A 25,286-nucleotide genomic window follows, 5' to 3' on the forward strand; every position below is an offset into this window, starting at 1 on the left:
ACCATGGATATCACATGGGAGAGGGGTGGAACGGACGATGCGTATTTTGCATACAGGGGACTGGCATTTGGGAAAAACGCTGGAAGGACGAAGCCGACTGCGTGAACAGGAAGATTTCGTTGATGAACTCGTCAGGGTCGCTGATGAGCAACAGGCGGATGCCATATTGATGGCCGGAGATGTGTATGATTCGGTGAATCCTCCCGCAGCGGCGGAACAGCTTTTTTATGAAGCGGCAGCGCGTCTGACGGAGCATGGAAGACCCCTCGTGGTGATTGCAGGGAATCATGATCAGCCAGAACGTGTAGCTTCTGTAACTCCACTTGTGAACAGACAGGGCATTACACTCGTAGGGATGCCTACTTCAGAAGCGGTAACCATCCATGCAAAGCGAACCGGAGAAATTGCACAGATTGCCGCATTACCTTATCCTTCTGAAGCCAGATTGAATGAATTGCTGACAACAGATGGGGACGAAAATGTGCTTCGTCAGGCATACAGTCACCGGGTGGGCATGTTAATGCAACGTCTGGCAGCTTCTTTTCGCCCGGATACCGTGAACTTGGCCATGAGCCATATCTATGTGCTCGGCGGACTTGAGAGTGATTCGGAACGTCCGATTCAAATCGGTGGGGCCTACACGGTGGATCCATCATCTTTATCGACTGGTGCGCAATACACGGCGCTTGGGCATCTCCATCGTGCACAGGCTGTCAAAGGAGACGGTGTGATTCGATATAGCGGTTCTCCTCTCGCCTACAGCTTCTCGGAAGCAGGGCAGAGCAAGTCTGTCACGATGGTTGATCTGGCGCCGGGTGGAGCAGCACAGGTAGAAGAAGTTTTGTTAACGTCCGGGCGTCCGCTTGTACGTTGGCAGGCCCGTGGTGGTTTGGCAGAAGTATATCGTTGGCTGGATGAAGGGCGTGATCCACAGGCTTTTATCGACATGGAAGTGTGGCTGGACGAGGCGATGTCCCTAAAGGAGATTCAGCAGCTGCGAAAATCACATGAAGGTATCATCCATATTCGCCCGGTGTATCCCGAGATGGCTGCAACAGGACTTTTGGAGCAACGATCCGAGCTGCCGGTCCACGAACTGTTCCGTAAATTTTATCAGCGTCAGACTGGTGGTGCACAACCGGAAGACAGCTTGGTACAGCTTTTCCTGGAACTTGTGGATGAAGACGAGCCGGGTGCGCGTGAGGAGGTCGAGGAAAGATGAAGCCGATTTTATTAAAAGTTGCTGGACTGCAAAGTTATCGGGAGATGCAGGAGATTGATTTTACCGTGCTGACGGAGACGGGACTATTCGGTATTTTCGGTCCAACGGGTAGTGGTAAATCTTCTTTGCTCGATGCCATCACACTCGCCATGTACGGAAAAGTGGAACGCGCGGTGAACGGGACGCAAGGCATTATGAATCATGCAGAGGATTCGTTGTCGGTTGCTTTTACATTTGAACTGATGTCGGCGGAAGGCACTCGAAGGTTCCGGGTAGAGCGACGTTTCAAACGAAATAATGAAGTTTCGGTGAGTAACACAATCAGCAAATTCATAGAGACGGTTAATGGCGAAGAACAGGTACTTGCCGACAAATTGGCAGATGTGAATCGCTGCGTTGAAGATGTGATCGGTTTGAAGATGGATGATTTTACACGGGCAGTGGTGCTTCCGCAAGGGAAGTTTGCCGAGTTTTTGTCACTCAAAGGCAGTGAACGTCGTCAGATGCTGCAACGATTGTTCCATCTGGAGAAGTATGGGGATCAGCTGGCCATCAAATTAAGTCGGCGGGTTAAGGATAATGATATGGTTCACCAATCTCTTGCTGCGGAGCAACAGGGACTTGGGAATGCCAGCAAGGAGACGCTGGAAGAAACGAAACGTCTTCTTCAAAACGCTGTTCAGCAGTCTGAATTGTCCCGCAAAGCGCTGGATGAAGCTGTGAAGGAAGCTGAACAACTGGGCAAAATTCGTGAGTTAAGTAACGAACGGCAGGCCCGACGGATGAACAGCAGAAGCTGAAAGCACTGGAACCACAGATAGAGGTAGGCGAACAACGGCTGAAACAATCCGTTGCGGCAGATGCAATACTGCCTGCATTGCAGACGGTTCGAGATGCCATGACTACACAGAAGCAGCGGCAGGATACTGCCGAGACAGCTCATCAGCAAGCACTGGAACATGAGCGTCTGGCTGTTCAGGAAGCGGAGAAGGCTGAGACGGCACGCAAGCAAATGACTGAGGAAGAACCGAAACTTCTGCTGCGCCTGGAGCAACTCGAACAAGCGAAAGAGCTGCAACGTGAACGGGACGGACTTCAAGCCGATTGCTCGCGCCTCGCGCAGTTGCTGGAACAGGGGCAGAGCGAACAAACTACGCTGGGACAGCAGCTTGAGAAAGAAAAGGAACTGCAACAGCGCGGACGCAAACGGCGAGAGGAACTACAGGAGAGCCTCAAGCCAAATGAAGTGAAGTCAGAGGAACGCAGGCAACTTCAAGCTGCGCTAGAACTGAAACATCGTGTGGATACTGCCGCGGAGCAGTTGCAGCAAAATAAGGCTGACATGCAAGCCTATAAGCAATCGGCAGAACAGGGAGCCGACAAGCTGAAGGCGGCGGCTGAGGAAGAAAAACGCCTGAGTGATCAGCGTCAGCATCTGGTAGAACAGGCGTCAGCAGGTCTTGAGGCCTTGCTTGCCTGTGAGCAGGATATTAGCCGCGAACAAAGCCTGCTGGCCCTTGCGGAGGAACGGCTGCGTGGCACGATGCGCGAGCAGGAGCTACACCGGCTGTCCTCCGCCTTGCGCGCCGAACTGCACGACGGCGAGCCATGCCCGGTGTGCGGCTCGCCGCACCACCCGCTCCCGGCTGCGCCGCCGGGAGAAGGTCCGCACGCAGGCGATGCGGACCTGGAACTGCTGCGCAGCCTGCACGCGGAGCTGCAGGAGCTGCGCTTTGGGCTACGCCAGCAGCTGCACGAACGTCGCAGCCTGCTGACGCAGCTTGGCGCTGCGGCCGGCGAAGCTCCGGCCGCAGCCGAGGCCGCGCCTGCGGCAGCGGAGCCCGAGCCCGCCGGGTCGCCCGAACACGGGCGCTCCCCGGCAGGCTGGGCATCGCGTGCCGCTGCGCTGCGCGAAGCCGCGCAGGCGCTGGCTGCCGCAGCAGCGCCGCTCCAGGCCGAAGCCGCCGCGTTGCAGCAGGCGGCTGTGGGCGCGCAGCAGCGCCGCATGGAAGCGGCAGCTGCGCAAGAGGCCGGCCGTGCCGGGCTCGCCCAGGCGGAGCGTAAGCTTGCCGAGAGCGAGGCCGTAGCGGATGCCTTGCAGGGCCGCTGGGCCGCGGAACTGCCGGGCATCGCTCAGGAGGAGGCCAAGGCCCTCTATCAGGCGATGCAGGAGCGCGATGCGCGCGCCGAAGACATCAAGGAACGTCTGAACAAAAGCGTGACGTTCCTTGAGGAAAAAGACCAGATCATCCAATCTCTCCAGCAGAAACTGGTTGAATTGGATAAACAACTGATTCAGTGGCAAACGGAGTGGCAGGGCAATAGCAAACAGCTGGCCGAGAAGGAAGAACGCTTGCGCCAGTGGGTTGGGGAGCAACGGGTAGAAGATCTGATTACTGCGGCTCAGGCTCGTCTGGATGGACTGCGGAAAACAGCTTCGGACTCGGCACAACGCTTCAAAGAGGCGGACACGCTGAAGCAGGAATCAGCTAAGAAAGACGTTATGGCTCAACAGGCAGCCGCCTCGGCTACAGAACATCTGCAACAAGCACAGGAACGGTGGAAGCAATTGCTGGAACAATCTCCGTTTGACTCAGATGATGCTGTTGTATCCGCGGCAATTCCTTCACAGGAAGCAGAGCGACTGGCAGGGGAGATCCAGCAGCACCGTGAACGTGAGCGTGAACTGGCATCCCAGTTGCGTGAACTGGAACAAAAGCTGGGTGGTGCTGTCGTATCGGAGGAACAGTGGTTAGCCTGCACCGAGCGTTTGCAGCAGGTCCGAATTGAGGATGAGGCTTCCCTTCGTGCCAAAGCACGTGCAGAACGTGATTTGGAGGATGTGGAGCAGCGACATGTTCGCTGGACCGAACTGGAGAACAAGCGGGTGGAGGTAAGTCGTCAAGGCGAACTGCTCAGCAAGCTGCAATCCGCGTTCAGAGGCAATGCTTTTGTTGAGTATATTGCGGAGGAACAACTGATGCAGGTTAGTCATGCGGCATCTCAGCGTCTGCGTTTCCTGACCAAACAACGTTATTCACTGGAGGTGGATTCCGGTGGTGGTTTTGTAATCTGTGATGATGCCAACGGGGGAGTCAAACGACCGGTATCAACGTTGTCAGGTGGCGAGACGTTTTTGACTTCGTTGTCACTGGCCTTGGCACTGTCGGCCCAGATTCAGCTGCGAGGTCAGTACCCGCTCCAATTCTTCTTCCTGGATGAAGGGTTTGGTACACTTGACCCTGAGCTGTTGGATACCGTCATTACTTCTTTGGAAAAATTGCATGACGACCGATTGGCTGTTGGTGTAATCAGTCACGTGCCTGAACTGCGCGCACGCTTGCCGCGCAAACTTGTGGTGATTCCGGCAGGTGAGGCCGGAAACGGCTCACGTGTGGTCTTGGAGACCCTGTAGAGGGCAATGTGTAAGCAATATAGATCATAGAAGCGCCTCTAATAGTCCAAGCGAAATGAATATTAGAGGTTGTTCAAAAAGTCCACTTTTGATTACGAATGGTGCCTAGCGGCATCATCAACATCGAATATGGAATTCAGCCGAAATAAGTAGGGGCTTACGAAGGTTGTTTCCTTCGGAAATATTGCGGTTGCTCACGTAGCTCTATCTATGCTCCGCTACTCCATTTCTAGCTTTATCCCGTCTTTTTGGTACTGAAAACCGCCCTTTTTAAACACGCACTATTACGGAATATTATCTTGTAAAAATATTTCATTTCTTTTCTTGCTTTTATAACTTAGCGGAGTGAGTTACATCACAGATACAGGTTCATCCCGCTGTTATACTACAGTTAAGCCGACAAACTTTATTTAAGTACCCCGGCGGACATCTGATCAGGACGTTTCCTGAATAGATGTCCGCGCAGCAGACTTCCAAGGAAGCCGCTCACGGGGTGCTTCTTTTTTTGTGTTTTTTCGTCAGTAGTGTCAATTCGCCCAGTTCTGAATACCATGAAAAGGTGATCAAGAGCTGAATCAGGGAGGCGTTGGCAAGTGGAAAAAGTGGAAGCAAAGAAAATATGTAAGGAACACATGCACCGTTATGTATGTGTACAGATGAATGACGGTATGCACTACGATGGCATTATGGAAAATGTGGATGACGAAATGATCTACCTGGCTGTTCCCGTTGGACCGGAAGCCATGGTGAATCATGCGAACTGGGCTCCAAATGCAATGCCTGGAGCAAACTATCCAATAGGTCATACTCGCGGATTTTATCCAGGTTACGGCTACCCTACACCTTATCCGTATTATGGTTATGGCCGTAGACGTTTTAACCGACTGGTGCTCCCGTTATTTGCGCTTACAGCATTAACCCTTTTACCGTACTATTGAGATTAGAAAAAACAGTCATAACTAATGTGACACATTCTTATGTACACTATGGGCACCTTATGAAAATCCTTGAAAATAACAAGCTGAGGATGGATGTTTCATTCATGGTACCGTACAGCATGAAATAGAGAGGTCTTATCACATATGTAGTCTCAGCCTGATGTATCGCGATATTCATTGCAATACAACTGGCAACATACCGAATATCCAAAAGGTCATGCCTGTGCAGAAGCGAACTTCTGTAAGGCATGACTTTTTTTAAAACCTAATTAGTGTAAGATCGAAGATGAACGGGTAGCACTTAACGTGTATCAAACTTACTGAAAACAGAAGCTTGCTCTGAACGTATCCGCAGCAGCAATGGGTGTACTGAATCCTGAATATGCGAGAACGTTCATATGTGCAAGCTAACGATCAGGACACCGGAAAGCTTTAATTCTCTATTCCGATAAAAAGCTTCGATTCGTGTGGAATCGATGCTGTTCTCTTACCCGCGGTTGGAGGAGCGGAGCATGATGTGAGCGCTGACGAATCTCAGGCATCTTATTCAAGGCTTTGAAGCGCCCTCAGAATTTTAAGGAATCTGATACACGTTATAACCGGATAAACAGCCGTTTTTAGCATTTTTTGAGGGTGTTTTGGGAAATAACGTGCCTGCTGTTCCTTGTAATTTCAAATGAGAGCCTGAACGCCAAATAAGACTTCCTGTGTTCCTTAGAAAATCGTCCACTACACCTTCTCCAAGATCAGCCAGCATGGACTTCAAAATGCCCTTAACTTAATGCTGATTTCAAATCCTCAAGTAAATCTTCAACATCCTCGATCCCAACGGAGATACGAATCAAACCATCCGTGATCCCCAATTCTTGCCGACGTTCATAAGGAATGGAGGCATGCGTCATTCGGGCAGGGACAGAAATTAAACTTTCCACCGCGCCCAGACTTTCAGCCAATGTGAAATAACGGACTTTGCTTAACACGTCATCTACTTTTTCAGCACTGCCTACATCAAAGGAAACCATACCGCCATAACCTCTCGCTTGCGTGGAAGCAAGCTTATGCTGTGGATGGTCGGGCAACCCGGGATAATAGACTTTGCTTACTGCTGGATGTTGATTCAAAAATGTCACAAGCTGCTCTGTATTGCGTTCTTGCGCTTCCATCCGTAATCCCAATGTTTTAAGACCTCGCATTAATAGCCAGGAATCCATAGGGCCCAGGACTGCGCCAATTGCATTTTGAATAAAATGCAGATCTTCACCAAGTTGCTCGCTGTTGACAACCGCAAGTCCTGCCACGACATCGCTATGACCGCCGATATATTTCGTTGCAGAATGTAGTACAATATCCGCTCCCAGAGCCAGCGGGGTTTGCCAATAAGGCGTACTAAACGTGTTATCCACGATGAACATCAACTCATGTTGTTTTGACCATTTCGCTACAGCAGTAATATCGGTGACCTTGAGTAACGGATTGGTAGGTGTTTCTACATAAATGGCCTTTGTATTGGATTGCAAAGCCTTTTCCAGTGCTTGTGGTGAGGTAGTGTCTACAAAGGTAGACTCGATCCCCAGACGACTCAGCACCTTGGTGAAAATACGGTAAGTCCCGCCGTATACATCATCCGTCAGAATGACGTGATCTCCAGTTTTCAGCAGAGACAGTACAGCGTGAATCGCAGCCATGCCCGAACTAAAAGCAAAACCTCGAACGCCATCCTCCAGCTCTTTAATGACTTCTTCCAACGCATGACGGGTAGGGTTGCCTGTTCGTGAATACTCGTATCCTTTGTGTACGCCAACCGATTCTTGCTCATACGTGCTTACTTGATAGATCGGTACACTCACTGCTCCAGTGTGTGGATCACCAACAATACCTGCATGAATCAGCTTGGTTTTTGGTCTCATTTCATTGTCCTCCATTATAGATATTTTGGCTTAAATACCGTTCGCTGCTATCCGGGAAAATAACGACGATGTTACTTCCAGGAGCTGCGTGAACAGCTTCGTTTAATGCGGCTTGCATAGCTGAACCTGAGGAACTTCCTACCAGTAAGCCTTCCAACAAGGCCAGATCCTTTACCCGCTCAAAGGCATCTTCATCTGAGATCGTATGAATGGCATCAAAGTAACTCACATCCATAAAAGAAGATAACGTTTCGACCCCTATTCCTTCTGTACGATGTGGTCCCGATGGACCTCCTGCGAGTATCGAACCTTCGGGTTCTACGATACATGTTTTAATTAACGGTTTTTGCTCCTTCAAATAGCGAGATACTCCCATGAAAGTTCCGCCAGACCCGGCTCCGGCGACATATACATCCACCTGCCCGTTCAGATCACGCCAAATCTCAGGACCCAGATGTTCATAATGTGCGAGTGGGTTATCTGCATTGGAGAACTGACCTGGAATATACGAACCCGGTATTTCTTTCGCCAGCGATTCCGCCTTGCGTATGGCACCAGTGATTCCTTCGGATGTGGGTGTGTTGACGACCGTAGCACCAAGGGCTTTCATCAACTGCTGCTTCTCAACACTGAACTTCTGAGGTACCGTGAAAATGACCTTTAAATTCAGGCCTACAGCCGCCATTGCAAGACCAATTCCTGTGTTGCCTGCAGTAGCTTCGATCACCGTTCCACCTGGTTTAACATCTCCTCTTGCCAAGGCCTTCTCCAATAAAAACTTGCCGATCCTGTCTTTCACACTTCCTCCGGGATTCATGAATTCCAGTTTGGCGAACAGGCGGATTCCTTCCGGTAATGGATAACGAGTTAATTCAAGCAGAGGTGTATTACCTATAAGTTCCTGCACATGTTGATAAACGGTCAAATTAACCAATCTCCTTTTGTCTGTCATTAACCATACATATTTGTTTAATTGGGAAAAGTGCGTGATAAAACCATATTTCGATAAAAGAGCTTGGTATACATCCAATGTTGTTTAGTGTTCGGCTCGATGATAGATGGAGAGTTGACCTAGAATACCTGGTTGTGTGTCTAAAGATTGGACGTGGGTTTTTACTTTTAGTATGATAGAGGGGAATACATACACTGGAATACAAAGGAGGGTATGAACTATGGATTGCTTATTTTGCAAAATTGTAGAGGGCAGCATTCCCTCCAATAAAGTACTGGAGAATGACCATGTTATCGTTTTTCATGACATCCAGCCCGCCGCACCGACACATGTTCTTGTCATTCCGAAGAAACATATTGCTTCCATGAATGAAGTTACTGCAGAAGATCTGCCATTGATCGGCGAGATTCATCTGGCTGCTCAAGAAGCGGCGAAGCGTCTTGGCGTGGAGGAAACAGGATATCGATTAATCAACAATTGTGGTAAGGATGGAGAACAAACCGTTCATCATCTGCATTACCATTTGTTGGGTGGTACCAGACTTGGCGTGTTAACAAGTCTGTCCGATTCTCACAAATAAACGAGCTAATGGGTACTAATATTGAGGATTTAGTCATATGCATTAAATCCACGAATGTGTGACCAAATGCTTATATAATGAATTCATTTCATAATACCTTTGAGTTATAAAATGGATTCAAATAAGTGATCATTACATTGAGGTTGACACCTTTATTATCTTTCGCCTATAATGTAAGATGATGAACCGTGTTATTGCTCTTGGACGGTCTGGTCGGAGGGAGGGAAAACTGGTGTCTGAAACTAAAGTTCGCAAAAACGAGACTATTGATGCTGCACTTCGTCGTTTTAAACGCTCCATCGCTAAAGATGGCGTATTGGCTGAGGTGAAGAAACGTAAGCATTATGAGAAGCCAAGCGTAAAGCGCAAGAAAAAGTCCGAGGCTGCTCGTAAGAGAAAGTTTTAGGAGGATTTTAATTACATGAATCTTAGCGAACGATTGAACGAAGATATGAAGCAAGCGATGAAGAGTAAGGACAAGTTCAGACTCTCCAACATTCGGTTGATTCGTTCGACGATCAAGAATCTTGAAATAGATTTGAAAAGAGATTTGGATGACAACGAAGTGCTTGATATCCTGAGTCGTGAAATCAAACAGCGCAAAGATGCCCTCCAAGAATTTGACAAAGCGGGCCGTGAAGATCTCGCGGCAAATGCAAAAGCGGAAATTGAAGTACTCATCCAGTACCTTCCCACACAGCTTACCGAAGAAGAAATTAAAGTTATTGTACAGCAGACCATCCAGGAAACCGGTGCTTCTTCGAAAGCCGAGATGGGGAAAGTCATGGCGGCCCTTATGCCGAAAGTTAAAGGCAAAGCGGACGGCAAACTGGTAAATCAAGCAGTTCAACAATTTCTGCAATAAAGCAAATCAATAAACACCTTCTGACTTGTCAGGAGGTGTTTTTTCCATTTATCAGAAGGCATGAAGTCCTTAGGGTGACGAAATTCCTTTTTAATGGTTAATATATATTATTATGGATTTTTATTCTTGCAATTGATCGAGTTTTCAAATATAATTTTAAGATTTTGAAACGAAATGTTGCATTGCACGTAATAAATACCATAAGCTGGACAGTATAACATTAATGGAAAAGGGGGGACTATTGTGAAGGGAAAGCGCCGGAAGAAGCTTACGGGGCCATTGATGCTCTTAATGCTGCTGACGCTGTTGCTTCCTGTCTGGATTGGATCACCGTCAGCGCATGCAGCTGAGAAGAGTGGTGCCGTATATATTATTCCGGTTGATAAACCAATCGAGCAGGGACTTGGCAAGTTCATGGAACGCGGGTTCAAGCAAGCAGAAGAGATGAATGCTGGCCTGATCGTTCTTGATATCAATACGCCGGGAGGCCGTGTCGACACTGCAGAAGCATTGGGTACCCTAATTAAGGACAGTCCAATCGAGACTGTTGCATTTGTCCGTGGAGATGCTGCTTCAGCCGGGAGTTTTCTGGCTCTGAATGCTGATAAGATCGTAATGTCACCAGGCAGTATGATTGGTGCGGCAGCAATGGTGGACAGTACGGGTAAACATGTTGATGATCCAAAGCTTGTTGCATTCTGGAAAAGCAAAATGCAGGGAGCGGCTGAAATCAGTGGTCGTGATGGCAAGATTGCAGCTGGAATGACGGATGTTAACATCGTTGTTGAAATGCCAGAGATCAATAAAACCAAACAAAAAGGTGAAATTATTGCTCTCTCGGCTGAAGAAGCGCTGAAAGTTGGTTATGCCGACCACATCAGCAACACACCGGAAGAAGCGGCAGCTTGGCTCGGTTACAGTCAGGATGACGTATTTAAGGTAGAAAGAACAACAGCGGAGAATATCTCCTCTTTTCTTACCAATCCGGTTGTGATGACTGTGTTATTGTTCCTCGGAATCGCGGGTGTGATCATTGAATTGATTGTTCCTGGTTTTGGAGTTCCTGGTATTGTAGGTATCGTGTGTTTCGTGTTGTATTTCTCGGGTAATTACATTGCGGGATTTGCCGGAGCAGAGACATGGGTGCTATTTACCGTCGGACTCATCATGATGATTCTGGAGATGTTTATTCCGAGCTTTGGTATTCTGGGGATTTTGGGATCAATTGCGCTTGTGGCCGGTGTTGTAAGGGCTGCTTATGATACGAGTGATGCATTTGTATCTCTGGGTATCGCTTTTGGAGCAGCACTGGTAGTCATTGCGATCATCTCAATTATCTTTAAGGATCGAGGGATATGGAATCGCTTCATACTGAGTGATAGCATGTCTGCGGATCGGGGTTATTCATCAGCCACAGAACGTAAAGAGCTGGTTGGTCTGCAAGGAATCAGTCTGACACCGCTTCGTCCTTCGGGAACAGCGATGTTTGAAGGGGAACGAATTGACGTTGTGACCGACGGAGATTTTATTCCCATCGATACTCCGATTATTGTGATTAAAGCGGAAGGTACCCGGATTGTGGTTCAGCAAGCTTTGCCGGTGTAACTCGCTCTGTTGTCGAAGCGCATTAACGCTTCGGCAATGTACATAACCACGTGCTGAAGCTGCCAGCGAGGTGGTGCATTCTTTCATTTAGCAGCGGACTCATGAGTGTCTTCTCAAACATTTTTATCAAATTCAAATTGCAAATGGAGGAAATTAAACAATGGACACATCTATGATTACGATTTTGCTCATTGCGGTAGTAGGTATTATCGTATTGAGCGTATTCTTCAGCTTTTTCCCGGTTATGCTCTGGGTTTCAGCGATTGCATCCGGCGTACGCGTAAGTATTATTACACTGGTAGCGATGAGACTGAGACGTGTAACGCCTAGCCGTATCGTTAATCCAATGATTAAAGCAACTAAAGCCGGTCTTAAACTTTCAATGAACCAACTGGAAAGTCACTTCTTGGCCGGTGGTAACGTTGACCGTGTTGTAAACGCTCTGATTGCTGCACAACGTGCCAACATTCCACTCGAATTTGAACGTGCTGCTGCGATTGACCTCGCAGGTCGTGACGTATTACAAGCCGTACAGATGAGCGTTAACCCACGTGTTATCGAAACACCAATTGTGTCTGCAGTTGCCAAAGATGGTATTGAAGTTAAAGTTAGAGCGCGGGTTACGGTTCGTGCCAACATTGATCGTCTCGTCGGTGGTGCTGGTGAAGAAACGATCATCGCCCGTGTTGGTGAAGGTATCGTAAGTACGAACGGTTCCTCCAATTCTCACAAAGACGTCCTGGAAAATCCGGATCTGATCTCTCGTACTGTATTGTCCAAAGGTCTGGATGCTGGTACTGCTTTTGAAATCCTGTCCATTGATATTGCGGACGTTGATGTAGGTAAAAACATTGGTGCCTTCTTGCAAACAGAGCAAGCAGAAGCTGACAAACGTATCGCTCAGGCAAAAGCCGAAGAGCGTCGCGCAATGGCCGTAGCCCAAGAGCAAGAGATGAAAGCACGCGTAGTGGAAATGAGAGCACGCGTTGTTGAATCCGAGTCCCAAGTACCTTTGGCAATGGCTGAGGCACTTCGTAACGGTAAAATCGGTGTGATGGATTATATGAACCTGAAGAACATTGAAGCGGATACTCAAATGCGTAACACATTGGGAAAACCTGGTGAAGGTTCGAATTCCAACGATCAGGGTGATTCCAAAAACGGAAGATAGGCGGTGAGTGCATATGGGCCTATTTGAATGGATTTTTGATAATCTGTATATTGTGGCCGTCATCGGTTTTGCACTCTTCTCCTTCTTGGGGAAAGCTGCCAAATCGGCTGATCCGAACAAAAAGCGTCCTGCCAACGGGATGCCTACATTTGGAGGCAGTGGTGATTCAGGCCGGGATGAACGTTCAAGAGACAATTCATCTCCGCAGCAGTCTTCCGGACCTACAGACCCCCGCTATGATGAACAGTATGATGATCGGTATGATGACGTGCAATATGAGAATCAGTATGATGAGCCGTATTCGGAGCCTGCTGCATCTTCTCGCCCCGCAACTGACTACAGAAGTGAGGGCACGATGAGTGCGATGGCAAATTCACTTGAGGAACAGATGAGAGGCATGGAAGAACAGCAACGTTTGATCGAAGAACGCTTGAATCGCATCTCTTCTGCGAATCGGCCAGTTGTGTCTGATTCCAGTTGGGATGAGACCAGCAGCGATGGATCGGGAGCGTCTCCGCTTCGTCCGGCAGACATTCGCACAGGTGTCCTGTGGGCAGAAGTACTGGGTTCTCCTCGTTCCAAACAGCCGTTTGGTACAAGAGGGAAACTGTAAATAAGTTAAGTTGCTGGACGGAAATAAAGCCGTCTCTGGTGAGCATGAAGCCGCCGGAGACGGCTTTTTCTGTGTTCTATCCTTTTTTCTCAACATTCGTCCCTAACACGCCCCGGAATTTTCATAAATTCTTGAATCTGCGCATAAGTTGAACTGTAGAGGAAGGGGGAAGACCTTCGAATGACCCGGATCAGCCGCAAGCTGCGCAGATGGACCAGTGAAGTGTTGGATCTGCCGCAGGATGTGCTTTATGATATGCCACGGTTAACCCTGATCGGCAGTAAGCAACTGTATATAGAGAATCATCGCGGTGTCATCCATTTCACGCCGGATCGTATCGTGTTGGCTCTTTCCCAAGGCCAGTTAGAGATCAAAGGAACTGCCTTGGTGATACGTAATATTTTGCCGGATGAAGTAGCTGTTGAAGGAACGATTCTGGATATTCATATGAATGGAGTGGAGGGGAACGGATGAAGCAGCCCAGTCTGTATAAACTGCGGGGAGCAGTCCGAATCACGGTCACTGGGGGAGACATTGAAACATTAATCAACACGGTGGCAGAGCAGGGACTGGAAGTTTGGAACCTGCGTGCTCACGATGGACGCGTGGCAGAGATGAACATTCTGCTGCCGCATTTTTTCAGGTTGCGTCCTGTGTTGAAACGGACAGGCTGCAGGGTGAAAGTAACCCATCGCAGCGGTTTCCCCTTTTTTGCGGCCCGTTTACTGCGGAGGAAGTTCTTTCTTGGGGGTATGCTGTTTTTTGTGGCAGCTTTGTTTGCGTTGTCGTCCATGGTATGGAGTGTGGAGGTCAAGGGTAACGTCACCATTCCCACCGACGAGGTGCTTGCAGCAGCGAAGAAAGAGGGCATATATCCTTTGCAATGGGGGTTCCGTCTGCAAAGCCAAGACAAGCTCTCCAGGCAGCTTGCACTCGCTCTGCCGGATGTAACCTGGATTGGCGTGAGCAAAGAGGGGACAACCATTACCATTCAGGTCGTAGAATCTGCCCAACCAAAGCGCGAACCATTACTGAACCCCAGACATCTGATCAGTAAGTCAGATGCTGTGGTCACTCAAATCTATGCGGAGCAGGGACGCCCTGTTGTTCAGAAGGACATGCGTGTCAAAAAGGGTCAGGTATTGATCTCGGGGATTCTCGGAGATGAGGAGAACACCAAAACCATCGTTGCCAAAGGCGAAGTTCGTGGTCTGGTATGGCGTGAGTATCAGGTAGAGGTTCCGCTGGTGCAAAAACATAATACAATGACAGGTGAGAGCAAAGAACGTTTTTACATGGTGCTGGGGAATTGGGCGATTCAACTGTGGGGGTACGGAAGTACACCTTTCAGTTCATTTGATACCGAGAGTAATCATAAACCATTAACGTGGCGATCCTTTACACTTCCCATGGGTTGGCTGACAGAGAAAGATCTGGAGACCCGAGAGCATGAGCAACAACAGACGATAGAATGGGCCAGAACGAAAGGATTGGAAGGAGCAAGGAACGATATTATCGCCAAAAACGGCAAAGGAACAAAAATTATAAGTGAAAAAATTTTGCATGAGAAGAAAGAGAATGGTAAAGTTTATATGAAAGTCTTATTTGAAGTAGAAGAAAGCATTGCGGAAGAACTTCCGCTAGTCCATAGTCAAGGAGAATGAGGATATTTGTCAGAGCAAACACGCAGCATACAAATCTCCCTCCAGAGTGCGGGAGAGGGCCAATCTCTTTTTGGACCCCAAGATACTTTTCTTAAACTGATTGAATCCGAGATTCCCGCCCAGATTGCATCCCGTGAAGCGGAGATTGTGATTTTTGGCAACGCACAGCAGGTGGAATCGCTTGAACAATTATTTGATGTGTTACTGCAATTGATACGCAATGGATATGTGTTAACCGAGAGAGATGTGAAGTATGCGATTGAACTTGCCAAGGATATGCGGGCAGACCAGCTATTGGATCTGTTCAAGGGCGAGATTACAACGACATACCGAGGTAAACCAATCCGTGTTAAAACCATTGGACAGAAGCACTATGTAACTACAATTAAAAAACGTGATATTGTATTTGGCATTGGTCCTGCTGGTACGGGTAAAACCTACCTTGCTGTTGTACTGGCTGTTGCCGCAATTAAAGAAGGCAGCGTCAAACGCATTGTACTCACACGGCCTGCTGTTGAAGCGGGAGAGAGTCTTGGATTTTTGCCAGGTGATCTTCAAGAGAAGGTAGACCCTTATCTGAGACCGCTGTACGATGCCCTGTATGACGTTATGGGACAGGAACAGACCGCGAAGGCACTGGAGCGAGGGTTAATCGAAATCGCGCCACTCGCCTACATGCGGGGGCGTACGCTGGATGACTCCTTCATCATTCTGGATGAAGCACAGAACACAACGCCGGAACAGATGAAGATGTTTCTAACCCGTCTTGGTTTTGGCTCCAAAATGGTCATCACCGGAGACGTGACACAGATTGATTTACCGCGTGGTAAGAAATCCGGGCTTGTGGAAGCGAATACGATCTTGAACGAAGTTAACGAGATTGGATTTGTCTATTTTGCCGAGCAAGATGTTGTACGGCATTCCCTTGTCCAGAAAATTATCGTGGCTTACAACCACGCCGCAGAAAATCAAGCATAGAAAGGGATTGTCTAAAGTGACCTCGAAGGAACCGTCAAAAGGCAAATCTTTTCAGAATAAGGCTACAGGATGGAAGTATAGCGTGTGGGCACGCTATCTTCTGTTTTTGTTTCTGGTGATTCTTTTCTACGTCAGTCTGGCTTCCAAACTGCTCCCTGAGCGCTATGATATTCAGGAAGGGACACGGAGTGAAGTGGACATTGCTGCGCCCATGCAGATTCCGAATAACAAGGCCACACTCAAAGCACAGGAAGAAGCTGCTGAACGGGTACAGCCGATATTTCAGATTGTCCAGTTGCGAAACGAAAATTTGATGACTACCCTGCTTGATCGTGTAGATCGATTAAATCAGGATGATCAGATTTCAAGTCAGGATAAGATTGATATTTATCGGGATGAAATTCCACAGCGCCAGAAGGATTTTGTGACCAACTATATCAATAATAATCGGAAAGCCGGTACATACTCCGAGACTCTTTTGGAAGAAATCAGAAATGTGGTACAGGAGCAAAGCTACCGTATTCCCGAAGAAACTTACATCAAAATTTCACGTCTGACATCGGATGATATCCAGGAGATGAAGCCGGTTGCGAGGGATATTGTTGCCCGGTTAATGACGGATCAGATCAGCGATGCAACCACTGCTCGTGCCAAAGTAGCCGAGATGGTGAGTGTCAGCTCTCTTGGTAAGCGTACGCAACGTGAGGTCGTGCAAGAGCTTGCTCGCCTTGTGGTGACCGCGAACCGCTTCTACGATGAAGAGGGAACTAAGGAAGCCAAAGTACAGGCGCGTGAGAACACGCAAACCGTCTTTATCAAGCAAGGGGACACATTAGTTGCCAAGGGTGAGATGATCACCCCGGAGATGTATACTTTGCTGGGTGAGAATGATTTGCTGAAAAATGAAGTGAACTACTGGCCGCAGCTTGGACTTCTTATGTTTTCCTGCCTGTTGTCAGCAGCCATTCTGATGTATATTCAGCAAGGCAGCGGAACACATTTTAAGTATAATAATGCCCAGCTGTTGATGCTTGTTCTCATTTTTATTATTACGATTGTGGTTATGCATGTGACGGCGATTATCCAGACCAATGAGAGGTCTTATGTTGGCTTCCTTGCACCTGTTGCGGTAGGAGCGATGTTAATTGCCTTGTTACTGGATACCTCGCTTGCCTTTGTATGTTCGATTTTGATCGGTATGTTGTCCAGCATTATTTTGAATACACATCAGGGTCAACTTTTTGACTTCGAACTAGGTTTCTTTGCTGTATTGGTTTCATTTGTTGCGATCTTCGCAACTCATAAGGCTAGCCAGCGATCAACGATCCTGAAAGGGGCCATTATGGTCTGTCTGTTCGGGTCCATAGCCGTCTTCACCTTGGCTTTGATTGACTCGGGCGATTGGAACCGAACCACGACACTGTATGGTGTTGGGTTTGCATTTGCTGGTGGCGTACTGACTGCCATTCTGGTTATTGGGCTGATGCCATTTTTTGAAACTTCATTTGGCATTTTGTCAGCGCTCAAACTGGTAGAACTATCTAATCCGAACCATCCGCTTCTTCGCAAGTTGCTGACGGAGACACCGGGTACCTATCATCACAGCGTTATGGTAGGAAATCTGTCCGAAGCAGCAGCAGAAGCCATAGGAGCTAACGGATTGCTCTGCAGAGTCGGTTCGTATTATCATGATATTGGCAAGACGAAGCGCCCCATCTATTTTATTGAAAATCAGAACAATATGGAGAATCCACATGATTCAATTGATCCGAAACTGAGCAAATCCATTATCGTTGCCCATGCGCGCGATGGGGTGGAAATGCAGAAGGATTATAAGTTGCCTAGACCTATTCGGGATATTGCTGAACAGCATCACGGCACGACATTTCTCCACTATTTCTATCACAAAGCACTGCGCCAGGCGGAAGAAGCAGGCGTTGAGCCTGATTTCACGGAAGAAGATTTCCGTTACCCTGGGCCGAAGGCTCAGTCCAAGGAATCGGCTATTGTTGGCATTGCCGATAGTGTGGAGGCTGCTGTGAGATCTTTGCGCAAACCGACAGTGGAGCAAGTGGAGTCCATGATTGAGAAGATTATTAAAGGACGATTGGACGATCATCAATTTAATGATTGTGACCTTACGATGCGTGAACTGGATATCGTCGCCAGAACATTGAAGGAAACGGTGATGGGTATCTTCCACTCCAGGATAGAATATCCGGAGGAGATTAAGAAACCAAAGCCAACTTCACCCGAAGCAGGCTAATTTAATAATAGTTCGTGTTCAAAAAGGTTGGTTTCAGTACCGAGAAGATGGGATGAAGCTAGTAAGGCTTTTTGAACAACCTCTAATATGAGCAGACAGGAGTTATGAAAGAATGAGTCTTAATCTGGCATGGAATAATGAACAACAGGATAAAGAAATTACAGAACCGATGATTGCAATGCTGGAACAGTTGCTGAATCTCGCAGGAGAAGCGGAAGGTGTTGCAGACGGGGAAGTGGCTCTGACTTTTGTGAATGATGAGCAGATTCATGAGTTGAACCGTGATTATCGCGGTATTGACCGTCCTACGGATGTATTGTCTTTTGCAATGAACGAGACGGTGGATGAAGAGCTCGATATTATCTATGAGCTGGACGAAGATGAAGAAATGGAAGAAATGCCGGATGTTCTTGGAGACATCATCATTTCCGTACCACGGACCATCCTGCAAAGTGAAGAGTATGGACACTCATTTGAACGTGAACTTGGTTTTCTGTTTGTCCATGGTTTCTTGCACCTGCTTGGATACGACCATCAGGATGAAGCAAGTGAGGCTGAAATGATGGGCAAACAAGAAGCGGTATTGGCCCAGGCCGGGTTGACACGATAATGAGAAGACGCTCCTGGGGTCTGGTATTCCGCAATGCTGCGGAAGGAATCGCATATGGGTTGCGGACTCAGCGTAATGTGAGAGTTCACACGGGAGTGGCTATTTTGATGTGTTTAGCCGGCTTTTTTTTCAGAATCTCAAGAACGGATTGGATGTTTGTGCTGACCGCTGTCTTTTTGGTCCTGGTGACTGAATTGATGAACACGGCTGTAGAGGCAGCGGTTGACTTGGCACACCCCCATATCCACCCGCTGGCAAAAGCGGCAAAGGATACCGCGGCCGGGGCAGTTCTGCTGGCTGCGGTATTCGCTGTCATCATCGGTTGTATCGTTTTCATTAAGCCGGTGATGAGCTGGCTAGATTTGTACTGATTTTGTTTTAACCTTGTTTTGATTTGATTTTAATACTACACACTAATATAAATTTACTTGATGCAAACACGATAACGGAGAGGTCAGAAAAAACCTGAAGAAACGGAGTGTGCGCCTTTATCCCCGGATTTTCCCTTATTAAAAGGGATCAAAAAAATCTGGGGATAACAGCGCTCGGAAGGTTGTTCTGACAGCGGAGTGTCCAGTGTAAATGCACTAGTTTGATTTTATATTGCACCCTAAGGGAGAGATTATTAATGGATAACAGTTTGTTAATGCAAGAAGCAATTAAGGCACGTACGAAGGCGTATACGCCTTACTCCCATTTTGGTGTTGGCGCGGCTTTGCTTGACAGTGAAGGTCATGTGCATCATGGTTGTAATATTGAGAATGCTGCGTATACACCAGGTAACTGTGCTGAACGTACAGCGATGTTTAGTGCCATTGCAGGTGGGCAGAAGCCTCGCAGCTTCACAGCGATTGCCATTGTGGGAGACACGGATGGTCCGATTGCTCCATGTGGCGTATGTCGTCAGGTCATGTACGAACTGTGTGAACCTGATATGAAAGTCATCTTGGGGAACTTGAAAGGTGATCTGCAAGTGACCACCGTTGCTGAACTGTTACCTTGGGCTTTTGGGCCTTCTGATCTGAATTCTGCCAAAAAATAAACCAATATTCCAGGCCTAGGCGCCTGAGGAGGAACATATGAAAAAACAAGCATTTAAATCCGGTTTTGTAGCCATTATTGGACGTCCAAACGTAGGTAAATCGACACTGATGAACCAAGTGATCGGACAGAAAATTGCGATTATGTCGGACAAGCCACAAACCACACGTAATAAAATTCATGGTGTGTATACATCCGAACATCAGCAAATCGTATTCCTGGACACACCGGGTATTCACAAACGTCAATCCAAACTTGGCGATTACATGAACCAGACTGCTCTGAATACGCTCGGAGAAGTAGAAGCAGCACTGTTCCTGATTGACGCTTCAGAGGGTTTGGGTGGCGGTGATCGTTATATTGCGGAACAGTTGAAAAATATCCGTACACCTGTCATTCTTGTCATGAATAAAATTGACAAAATTGAGCCGGAAGCGCTGCTGCCACTCATTGAGACGTATCGCAAGCTTCACGATTTCGCTGAAATCGTTCCTGTCTCTGCCATGCTTGGCAGCAATGTCAGCACGTTGCTGGAACAGCTCGGTAAGTATTTGCCAGAAGGTCCACAGTACTATCCTGATGACCAAGTTACTGACCATCCGGAGCAGTTTGTATGTGCCGAGTTGATTCGTGAAAAAATTCTGCAAATGACTCGTGAAGAAGTGCCTCACTCCATTGCTGTAACGATCGAAGATATGAAAGTACAGGATAATGGTGTCGTTTATATCTCAGCCGTCATTTTTGTGGAACGGGATTCCCAAAAAGGGATCATTATCGGCAAGCAAGGTGCCCTTCTGAAAGAAGTGGGTAAACGAGCTCGACACGACATTCAGAATTTGCTTGGCTCCAAAATTTTCATGGACCTATGGGTTAAAGTGAAAAAAGATTGGAGAAATCAGGATCGGGTTCTGCGTGACCTTGGCTTTGGCCGTGACTGATCCTCGGAATTGTATCCAGTAATTGCAACACATAGTTTACCTTGCAAGACTCCATCCTATTTGGTAGATGCAGACGTCATTTCCGAAGAGAGGATGAAATTCCGATGCGAGATTTTTCGTGGAAGGTTTTTGCGATGACGGGGGATGTGGAGTCCTATTTGTTATATACCGAGGCGTGTAACTCGTTAGGACAGGAGTCGGATAATGCAAGGGAAGTGATTGAAGATGAAGAAGCCGAAGGATAACTGGCTGATTCGGGAATGGTTAGGTGACGAGGCATGCTATACAGGGTGGAAGGGATTGTCATCCGCAGCATGGACTACGGCGAAGGGAACAAAATCATTACACTTTGCACCGAAAGCGGCGGGAAAGTAGGGGTACTCGTCCGCGGTGCCAAAAAGCCCAAGAGCCGACATGCTGCACTGGTGCAGCCGTTTACGTATGGTCAATATGTATATTTTCGCAATACAGGTCTAGGCACACTGAACGCTGGAGAAATTGTTGAATCCTATCATGAGTTGCGTGAAGATCTGGTCAAGGCCTCTTATGCCTCTTATGCGTGTGAACTATTGGATCGGGTGCTTCAGGATGAAGAGACAGGTACATTTTGGTTCAAACAGTTAAAGGCGTGTTTGCAGGCGTTGAAGGAAGAGAAAGATCCGGTTGTTATTACAAGTCTGTACGAAATGAAAATATTACAGGCATCCGGATATGGTCCACAGTTCGATGAGTGCATCTCCTGCAATCAGGAGCGACCAGATGAGCAGTTGTTTATAAGTCCCAGACTTGGTGGCGTCTTGTGTCGAGCATGCAAACATTTTGATCCTCCAGCGATGTCAGTTAGTCCAAAGGCTCTGAAGTTGTTGCGTTTGTTCGCACAGTTGGATCTGCAACGCTTGGGGAATATATCAGTGAGTGAATCTACCCGTGATGAGATCAAAAAGTTGATGCGTGCTTTTATGGATCATCAGCTTGGTCTGAATCTTAAATCCCGTTCTTTCCTCGATCAGATGGAGAAGTACGGGATTTGAGGCGTTTTGGTGGAAGTGAAACTATATCTTGACTTCATACTAGATTTTATATATTATGAAATATAATTTCTCTTTATGAGACATGCATTGAACGAGAAAGTAAAAGACTGGATTTATTACATTTATGGAGACAAGTCGTTGTATAACACTTGGGAATCATGAATGAGCGAGTCGGGGATGGTGGGAGCCTGGCTGAATCGGTTTTTGAAACGGCACTCGGGAGCATGAATGGACACGGAAAAGTGGGCTGGAACGAACAGGATCATCTTGTTTGATCTAAGCCAAGTAGGGTGGAACCGCGGGAATAGCTCTCGTCCCTACGTCTGTACAACAGGCGTAGGACGGGGGCTATTTATTGTTGTCTTCACCGTCCTAAGCTTGCTAACAAACCATTGAAAAGGAGCATGATTATGAATTTTCAGCAGATGATTCTAACGCTGCAACAATTCTGGGCCGAGCATAACTGTATTATTGTCCAGCCATACGATACGGAAAAAGGGGCAGGTACGATGAACCCGATGACCTTTTTGCGTTCGCTTGGACCCGAACCTTGGAAAGTGGCCTATGTGGAGCCTTCCCGTCGTCCTTCGGACGGACGTTATGGTGAGAACCCTAACCGGCTGTACCAGCATCATCAGTTCCAGGTCATCATCAAGCCTTCTCCGGACAATATTCAGGAAATTTACCTAGAAAGTCTGAAACGTCTTGGCATTGATCCGCTCAAACATGATATTCGGTTTGTTGAAGATAACTGGGAGAATCCTTCCCTTGGTTGTGCAGGTCTTGGTTGGGAAGTATGGTTGGACGGAATGGAAATTACGCAATTTACGTATTTCCAACAGGTTGGTGGGATCGAGACAAATCCGGTGGCTGTTGAAATTACGTACGGTATGGAGCGTTTGGCTTCTTACATTCAGGATAAAGAGAATGTGTTTGATCTGGAATGGGTGGAAGGTATCACTTATGGTGATGTATTCCGTCAGCCAGAATTCGAACACTCTAAATATACGTTTGAAGTATCTGATGTCAAAATGCTGTTTACACTCTTCAACATGCATGAAGAAGAAGCAAACAAGGCCATGGCGCAGCATCTGGTATTCCCGGCATATGACTATGTGCTGAAATGTTCCCACACGTTCAACCTGTTGGATGCACGTGGAGCCATCAGTGTAACGGAACGTACGGGTTACATCACACGTGTTCGTAATCTGGCTCGCCAAGTCGCTGCAACATATATGGAAGAGCGTGAGAAGCTAGGCTTCCCGCTGATCAAGAAAGGGGGAGCCGAGCATGTCTAAGGATTTGTTGTTCGAGATCGGGTTGGAAGAAGTACCTGCACGCTTTATGCGCACAGCAATCGCACAGCTGCAAGAGCGTGTCGTGAAATGGCTTGACGCATCCCGCATTGCTTATGGTGAAGTGAATGCATATGCTACACCGCGCCGTCTGGCTGTTTTGATTCACAATGTGGCTGAAAAGCAGGAAGATATCGAGGAAGAAGTGAAAGGTCCTTCACGCAAAATTGCCCTGGACGACAGTGGCAATTGGAGCAAGGCTGCACTCGGATTCGCCCGCAGTCAAGGTGTTGAACCGGACCAGTTCACGTTCAAGGAACTGAACGGTGTCGAATATATCTATGCAACGAAGAGCAGCAAAGGTGTGGAGACGGCTTCTGTAGTTGGCGAAGGATTACTTTCTGTATTACATGCCATGACGTTCCCAAAATTCATGCGTTGGGCTTCCTATGATTTCAAATTTGTACGTCCAATCCGCTGGATTGTGGCTATGCTCGGCAGTGAGGTTATCGATCTGGAAGTGACAGGTATTAAGTCGGGTAATGTAACTCGCGGACATCGTTTCCTCGGTAAGGAGGCTGTGATCTCCACTCCGTCTTCATACGTGGAAGTGTTGCGTTCCGAACATGTCATTGCTGATATCCAGGAACGTGAACAGATGATTGTATCCCAGATTCAGGCACTGGCTGCGGAGAAAAAATGGGATATTGCGATTAAGGAAGACTTGCTGGAGGAAGTTCTGTTCCTGGTGGAAACACCTACCGTATTGTTCGGGACATTTGACTCCTCATTCTTGAATATTCCACAAGAAGTATTGATTACTTCCATGCGTGAGCATCAGCGTTATTTCCCTGTACTGGACAATGAAGGACAATTGTTGCCATTCTTCGTGACGGTACGTAACGGTGGAAGTGATTCACTGGACGTTATTGCCAAAGGGAATGAAAAAGTTCTGCGTGCACGTCTGTCTGATGCCAAGTTCTTCTATGAGGAAGATCAGAAGCTACAGATTAAGGATGCATTGTCGAAGCTGGAAAGTATCGTCTTCCAGGAAGAATTGGGAACGGTTGGAGATAAAGTGCGTCGTATTCGCAAGATTGCCGATGGACTTGCTACCAAACTGCAAGTATCCGGTGATGTTGCTGAATCCGTTAGCCGCTCAGCAGATATCTGCAAATTCGATCTGGTGACACTGATGGTGGGAGAATTCCCGGAACTGCAAGGTGTGATGGGTGAGGATTACGCTCGTAAAGCTGGCGAAAAAGAAGAAGTGGCCAAAGCGGTATTTGAACACTATCAGCCACGTTTCGCTGGAGATCAATCCCCTGCTTCTCTTGTTGGTGCCATTGTGAGTGCTGCGGACAAAATGGATACAATCGTGGGTTGTTTCTCCATCAACATTATTCCAACGGGTTCTCAAGATCCGTATGCGCTGCGCCGTCAGGCTGCAGGTATTGTACAGATTTTGCTGGATCACAAGCTTCCGCTGACATTGTCAGACGTGTTCGGAGTAGCACTTCAAGTGCATGCCCAGATGAACCTGTTGAAACGTGCAGATGAAGAGGTTCGTAAAGATCTGCAAGACTTCTTTGGTCTTCGTGTGAAAAAATTGTTGTCCGAAACAGTTCGCTACGACGTAGTGGATGCCGTAATTTCTTCCGGATTCGATGATATCAGCGCTGTTGTACCAAAAGGTGAAGCGTTGATGGCGGCTGTTATGACAGGAGACGCATTCAAAACAACGGTTGAATCGTTCAACCGTGTGGGTAATCTGGCGGCCAAAGCATCCAATGCTTCCGTACATCCAGAACTGTTCACAGAAGATGGAGAACGTCAGTTACATGAGGCATGGAGCAAAACGAATGCAGAATATCGTCAGGCGTTGACTCAGCATCATGCTGCTGAAGCACTGGCTATTGCATCTGCCTGGAAGGATGGTATTACCTCATTCTTCGATTCGGTCATGGTTATGGCTGAAGATGAAGCTGTTCGGGCGAACCGACTTGCCTTACTCGCGGCTATTGATCGTGACTTGAAAGGATTTGCTGATTTTTCCAAGTTGGTTTGGTAATTGGGCGAATTTCATGAGTCCTTTTCCACAGACTTGGCGCAAAGCTAAAATTCAGTATTAAAGAAGGATATATGAGGGTATAAATATACGGAACGGGTTGTGAATTGTATTTTTGACAACCGCT

General features: G+C 47.6%; 22 protein-coding genes and 1 pseudogene. 21 read left to right on the forward strand and 2 right to left on the reverse strand.

The genetic code is table 11. The features are described 5' to 3' along the window. The first annotated feature begins 37 nt into the window (after positions 1-37). The 3 genes and pseudogenes from MHI01_RS27920 (at position 38) to MHI01_RS27930 (ending at position 5,575) form a co-directional block, all read left to right on the forward strand. Entirely contained in the window at positions 38-1,222 is a 1,185-nt protein-coding gene (locus MHI01_RS27920) for an exonuclease SbcCD subunit D (RefSeq protein WP_340984617.1), read from the forward strand. Next, positions 1,219-4,637 (forward strand): annotated as a pseudogene (locus MHI01_RS27925) (AAA family ATPase). Before MHI01_RS27920 ends, MHI01_RS27925 begins: the two are co-directional and overlap by 4 nt. Positions 4,638-5,230: 593 nt before the next feature. After that, a complete protein-coding gene (locus tag MHI01_RS27930) occupies positions 5,231-5,575 on the forward strand; it encodes a hypothetical protein (RefSeq protein WP_036674796.1) in 345 nt (114 codons plus the stop codon). Positions 5,576-6,348: 773 nt separating this feature from the next. On the opposite strand, the gene MHI01_RS27935 is transcribed toward MHI01_RS27930, so the two are convergent. After that, entirely contained in the window at positions 6,349-7,482 is a 1,134-nt protein-coding gene (locus MHI01_RS27935; RefSeq protein WP_282320712.1) for a bifunctional cystathionine gamma-lyase/homocysteine desulfhydrase, read from the reverse strand. A 1-nt stretch (position 7,483) separates the two neighbouring features. Further along, complete coding sequence (locus tag MHI01_RS27940; RefSeq protein WP_340984618.1) at positions 7,484-8,407, reverse strand: PLP-dependent cysteine synthase family protein; 924 nt, start codon at positions 8,405-8,407, stop codon at positions 7,484-7,486. Between the two features lie 247 nt (positions 8,408-8,654). On the opposite strand from MHI01_RS27940, the gene MHI01_RS27945 reads away from it, so the two are divergent. The 18 genes from MHI01_RS27945 to glyS all read left to right on the forward strand — a co-directional run bounded on the left by MHI01_RS27945 (position 8,655) and on the right by glyS (position 25,162). Further along, positions 8,655-9,014, forward strand: coding sequence for a histidine triad nucleotide-binding protein (locus tag MHI01_RS27945; RefSeq protein WP_024628477.1), 360 nt, complete (start codon positions 8,655-8,657; stop codon positions 9,012-9,014). Between the two features lie 232 nt (positions 9,015-9,246). Then, complete coding sequence (gene rpsU / locus MHI01_RS27950; protein ID WP_005547957.1) at positions 9,247-9,420, forward strand: 30S ribosomal protein S21; 174 nt, start codon at positions 9,247-9,249, stop codon at positions 9,418-9,420. A gap of 15 nt (positions 9,421-9,435) precedes the next feature. After that, positions 9,436-9,879 carry a GatB/YqeY domain-containing protein gene (locus MHI01_RS27955; RefSeq protein ID WP_017687237.1) on the forward strand — a complete coding sequence of 148 codons (444 nt, stop codon included), beginning with the start codon at positions 9,436-9,438 and terminating at the stop codon, positions 9,877-9,879. A 282-nt stretch (positions 9,880-10,161) separates the two neighbouring features. After that, positions 10,162-11,484 (forward strand): NfeD family protein, encoded by a 1,323-nt coding sequence (locus tag MHI01_RS27960; protein ID WP_051450046.1) that lies wholly within the window; start codon positions 10,162-10,164, stop codon positions 11,482-11,484. Between the two features lie 160 nt (positions 11,485-11,644). Next, positions 11,645-12,655, forward strand: a complete 1,011-nt coding sequence (gene floA, locus MHI01_RS27965) for a flotillin-like protein FloA (RefSeq protein WP_036615045.1) — start codon at positions 11,645-11,647, stop codon at positions 12,653-12,655. A 13-nt stretch (positions 12,656-12,668) separates the two neighbouring features. Beyond that, on the forward strand, positions 12,669-13,268 hold the full coding sequence (locus tag MHI01_RS27970) for a hypothetical protein (protein WP_076318858.1): 600 nt from the start codon (positions 12,669-12,671) through the stop codon (positions 13,266-13,268). A gap of 180 nt (positions 13,269-13,448) precedes the next feature. Beyond that, positions 13,449-13,742: a sporulation protein YqfC gene (gene yqfC, locus MHI01_RS27975; protein WP_017687241.1), complete on the forward strand. Its 294-nt coding sequence runs from the start codon at positions 13,449-13,451 to the stop codon at positions 13,740-13,742. Beyond that, on the forward strand, positions 13,739-14,932 hold the full coding sequence (gene yqfD / locus MHI01_RS27980) for a sporulation protein YqfD (protein WP_282320716.1): 1,194 nt from the start codon (positions 13,739-13,741) through the stop codon (positions 14,930-14,932). Before yqfC ends, yqfD begins: the two co-directional genes overlap by 4 nt. A gap of 6 nt (positions 14,933-14,938) precedes the next feature. After that, a complete protein-coding gene (locus tag MHI01_RS27985) occupies positions 14,939-15,910 on the forward strand; it encodes a PhoH family protein (protein WP_017687243.1) in 972 nt (323 codons plus the stop codon). A 16-nt stretch (positions 15,911-15,926) separates the two neighbouring features. Beyond that, entirely contained in the window at positions 15,927-18,176 is a 2,250-nt protein-coding gene (locus MHI01_RS27990) for an HD family phosphohydrolase (protein ID WP_036615038.1), read from the forward strand. Between the two features lie 112 nt (positions 18,177-18,288). Next, positions 18,289-18,786 (forward strand): rRNA maturation RNase YbeY, encoded by a 498-nt coding sequence (gene ybeY / locus MHI01_RS27995; RefSeq protein WP_036674804.1) that lies wholly within the window; start codon positions 18,289-18,291, stop codon positions 18,784-18,786. Continuing rightward, the gene (locus MHI01_RS28000; protein ID WP_340984620.1) at positions 18,786-19,157 is read left to right on the forward strand and encodes a diacylglycerol kinase family protein; all 372 of its coding nucleotides are present in this window, start codon (positions 18,786-18,788) and stop codon (positions 19,155-19,157) included. Before ybeY ends, MHI01_RS28000 begins: the two co-directional genes overlap by 1 nt. Before the next feature lie 257 nt (positions 19,158-19,414). Further along, positions 19,415-19,828: a cytidine deaminase gene (locus MHI01_RS28005; RefSeq protein WP_340386901.1), complete on the forward strand. Its 414-nt coding sequence runs from the start codon at positions 19,415-19,417 to the stop codon at positions 19,826-19,828. A 37-nt stretch (positions 19,829-19,865) separates the two neighbouring features. Continuing rightward, positions 19,866-20,765 carry a GTPase Era gene (gene era, locus MHI01_RS28010; protein WP_047843779.1) on the forward strand — a complete coding sequence of 300 codons (900 nt, stop codon included), beginning with the start codon at positions 19,866-19,868 and terminating at the stop codon, positions 20,763-20,765. A gap of 104 nt (positions 20,766-20,869) precedes the next feature. Beyond that, entirely contained in the window at positions 20,870-21,010 is a 141-nt protein-coding gene (locus MHI01_RS28015) for a YqzL family protein (RefSeq protein WP_074095877.1), read from the forward strand. A 33-nt stretch (positions 21,011-21,043) separates the two neighbouring features. Next, entirely contained in the window at positions 21,044-21,796 is a 753-nt protein-coding gene (recO, locus tag MHI01_RS28020; protein WP_047843778.1) for a DNA repair protein RecO, read from the forward strand. A gap of 410 nt (positions 21,797-22,206) precedes the next feature. Continuing rightward, positions 22,207-23,094 (forward strand): glycine--tRNA ligase subunit alpha, encoded by an 888-nt coding sequence (gene glyQ, locus MHI01_RS28025; RefSeq protein ID WP_017687252.1) that lies wholly within the window; start codon positions 22,207-22,209, stop codon positions 23,092-23,094. Beyond that, the gene (gene glyS, locus MHI01_RS28030) at positions 23,087-25,162 is read left to right on the forward strand and encodes a glycine--tRNA ligase subunit beta (RefSeq protein WP_036615031.1); all 2,076 of its coding nucleotides are present in this window, start codon (positions 23,087-23,089) and stop codon (positions 25,160-25,162) included. Before glyQ ends, glyS begins: the two co-directional genes overlap by 8 nt. The last annotated feature ends 124 nt before the right edge of the window (positions 25,163-25,286 follow it).

It is taken from the genome of Paenibacillus sp. FSL M7-0656, from assembly GCF_038003225.1.
Lineage (GTDB): Bacteria > Bacillota > Bacilli > Paenibacillales > Paenibacillaceae > Paenibacillus > Paenibacillus amylolyticus.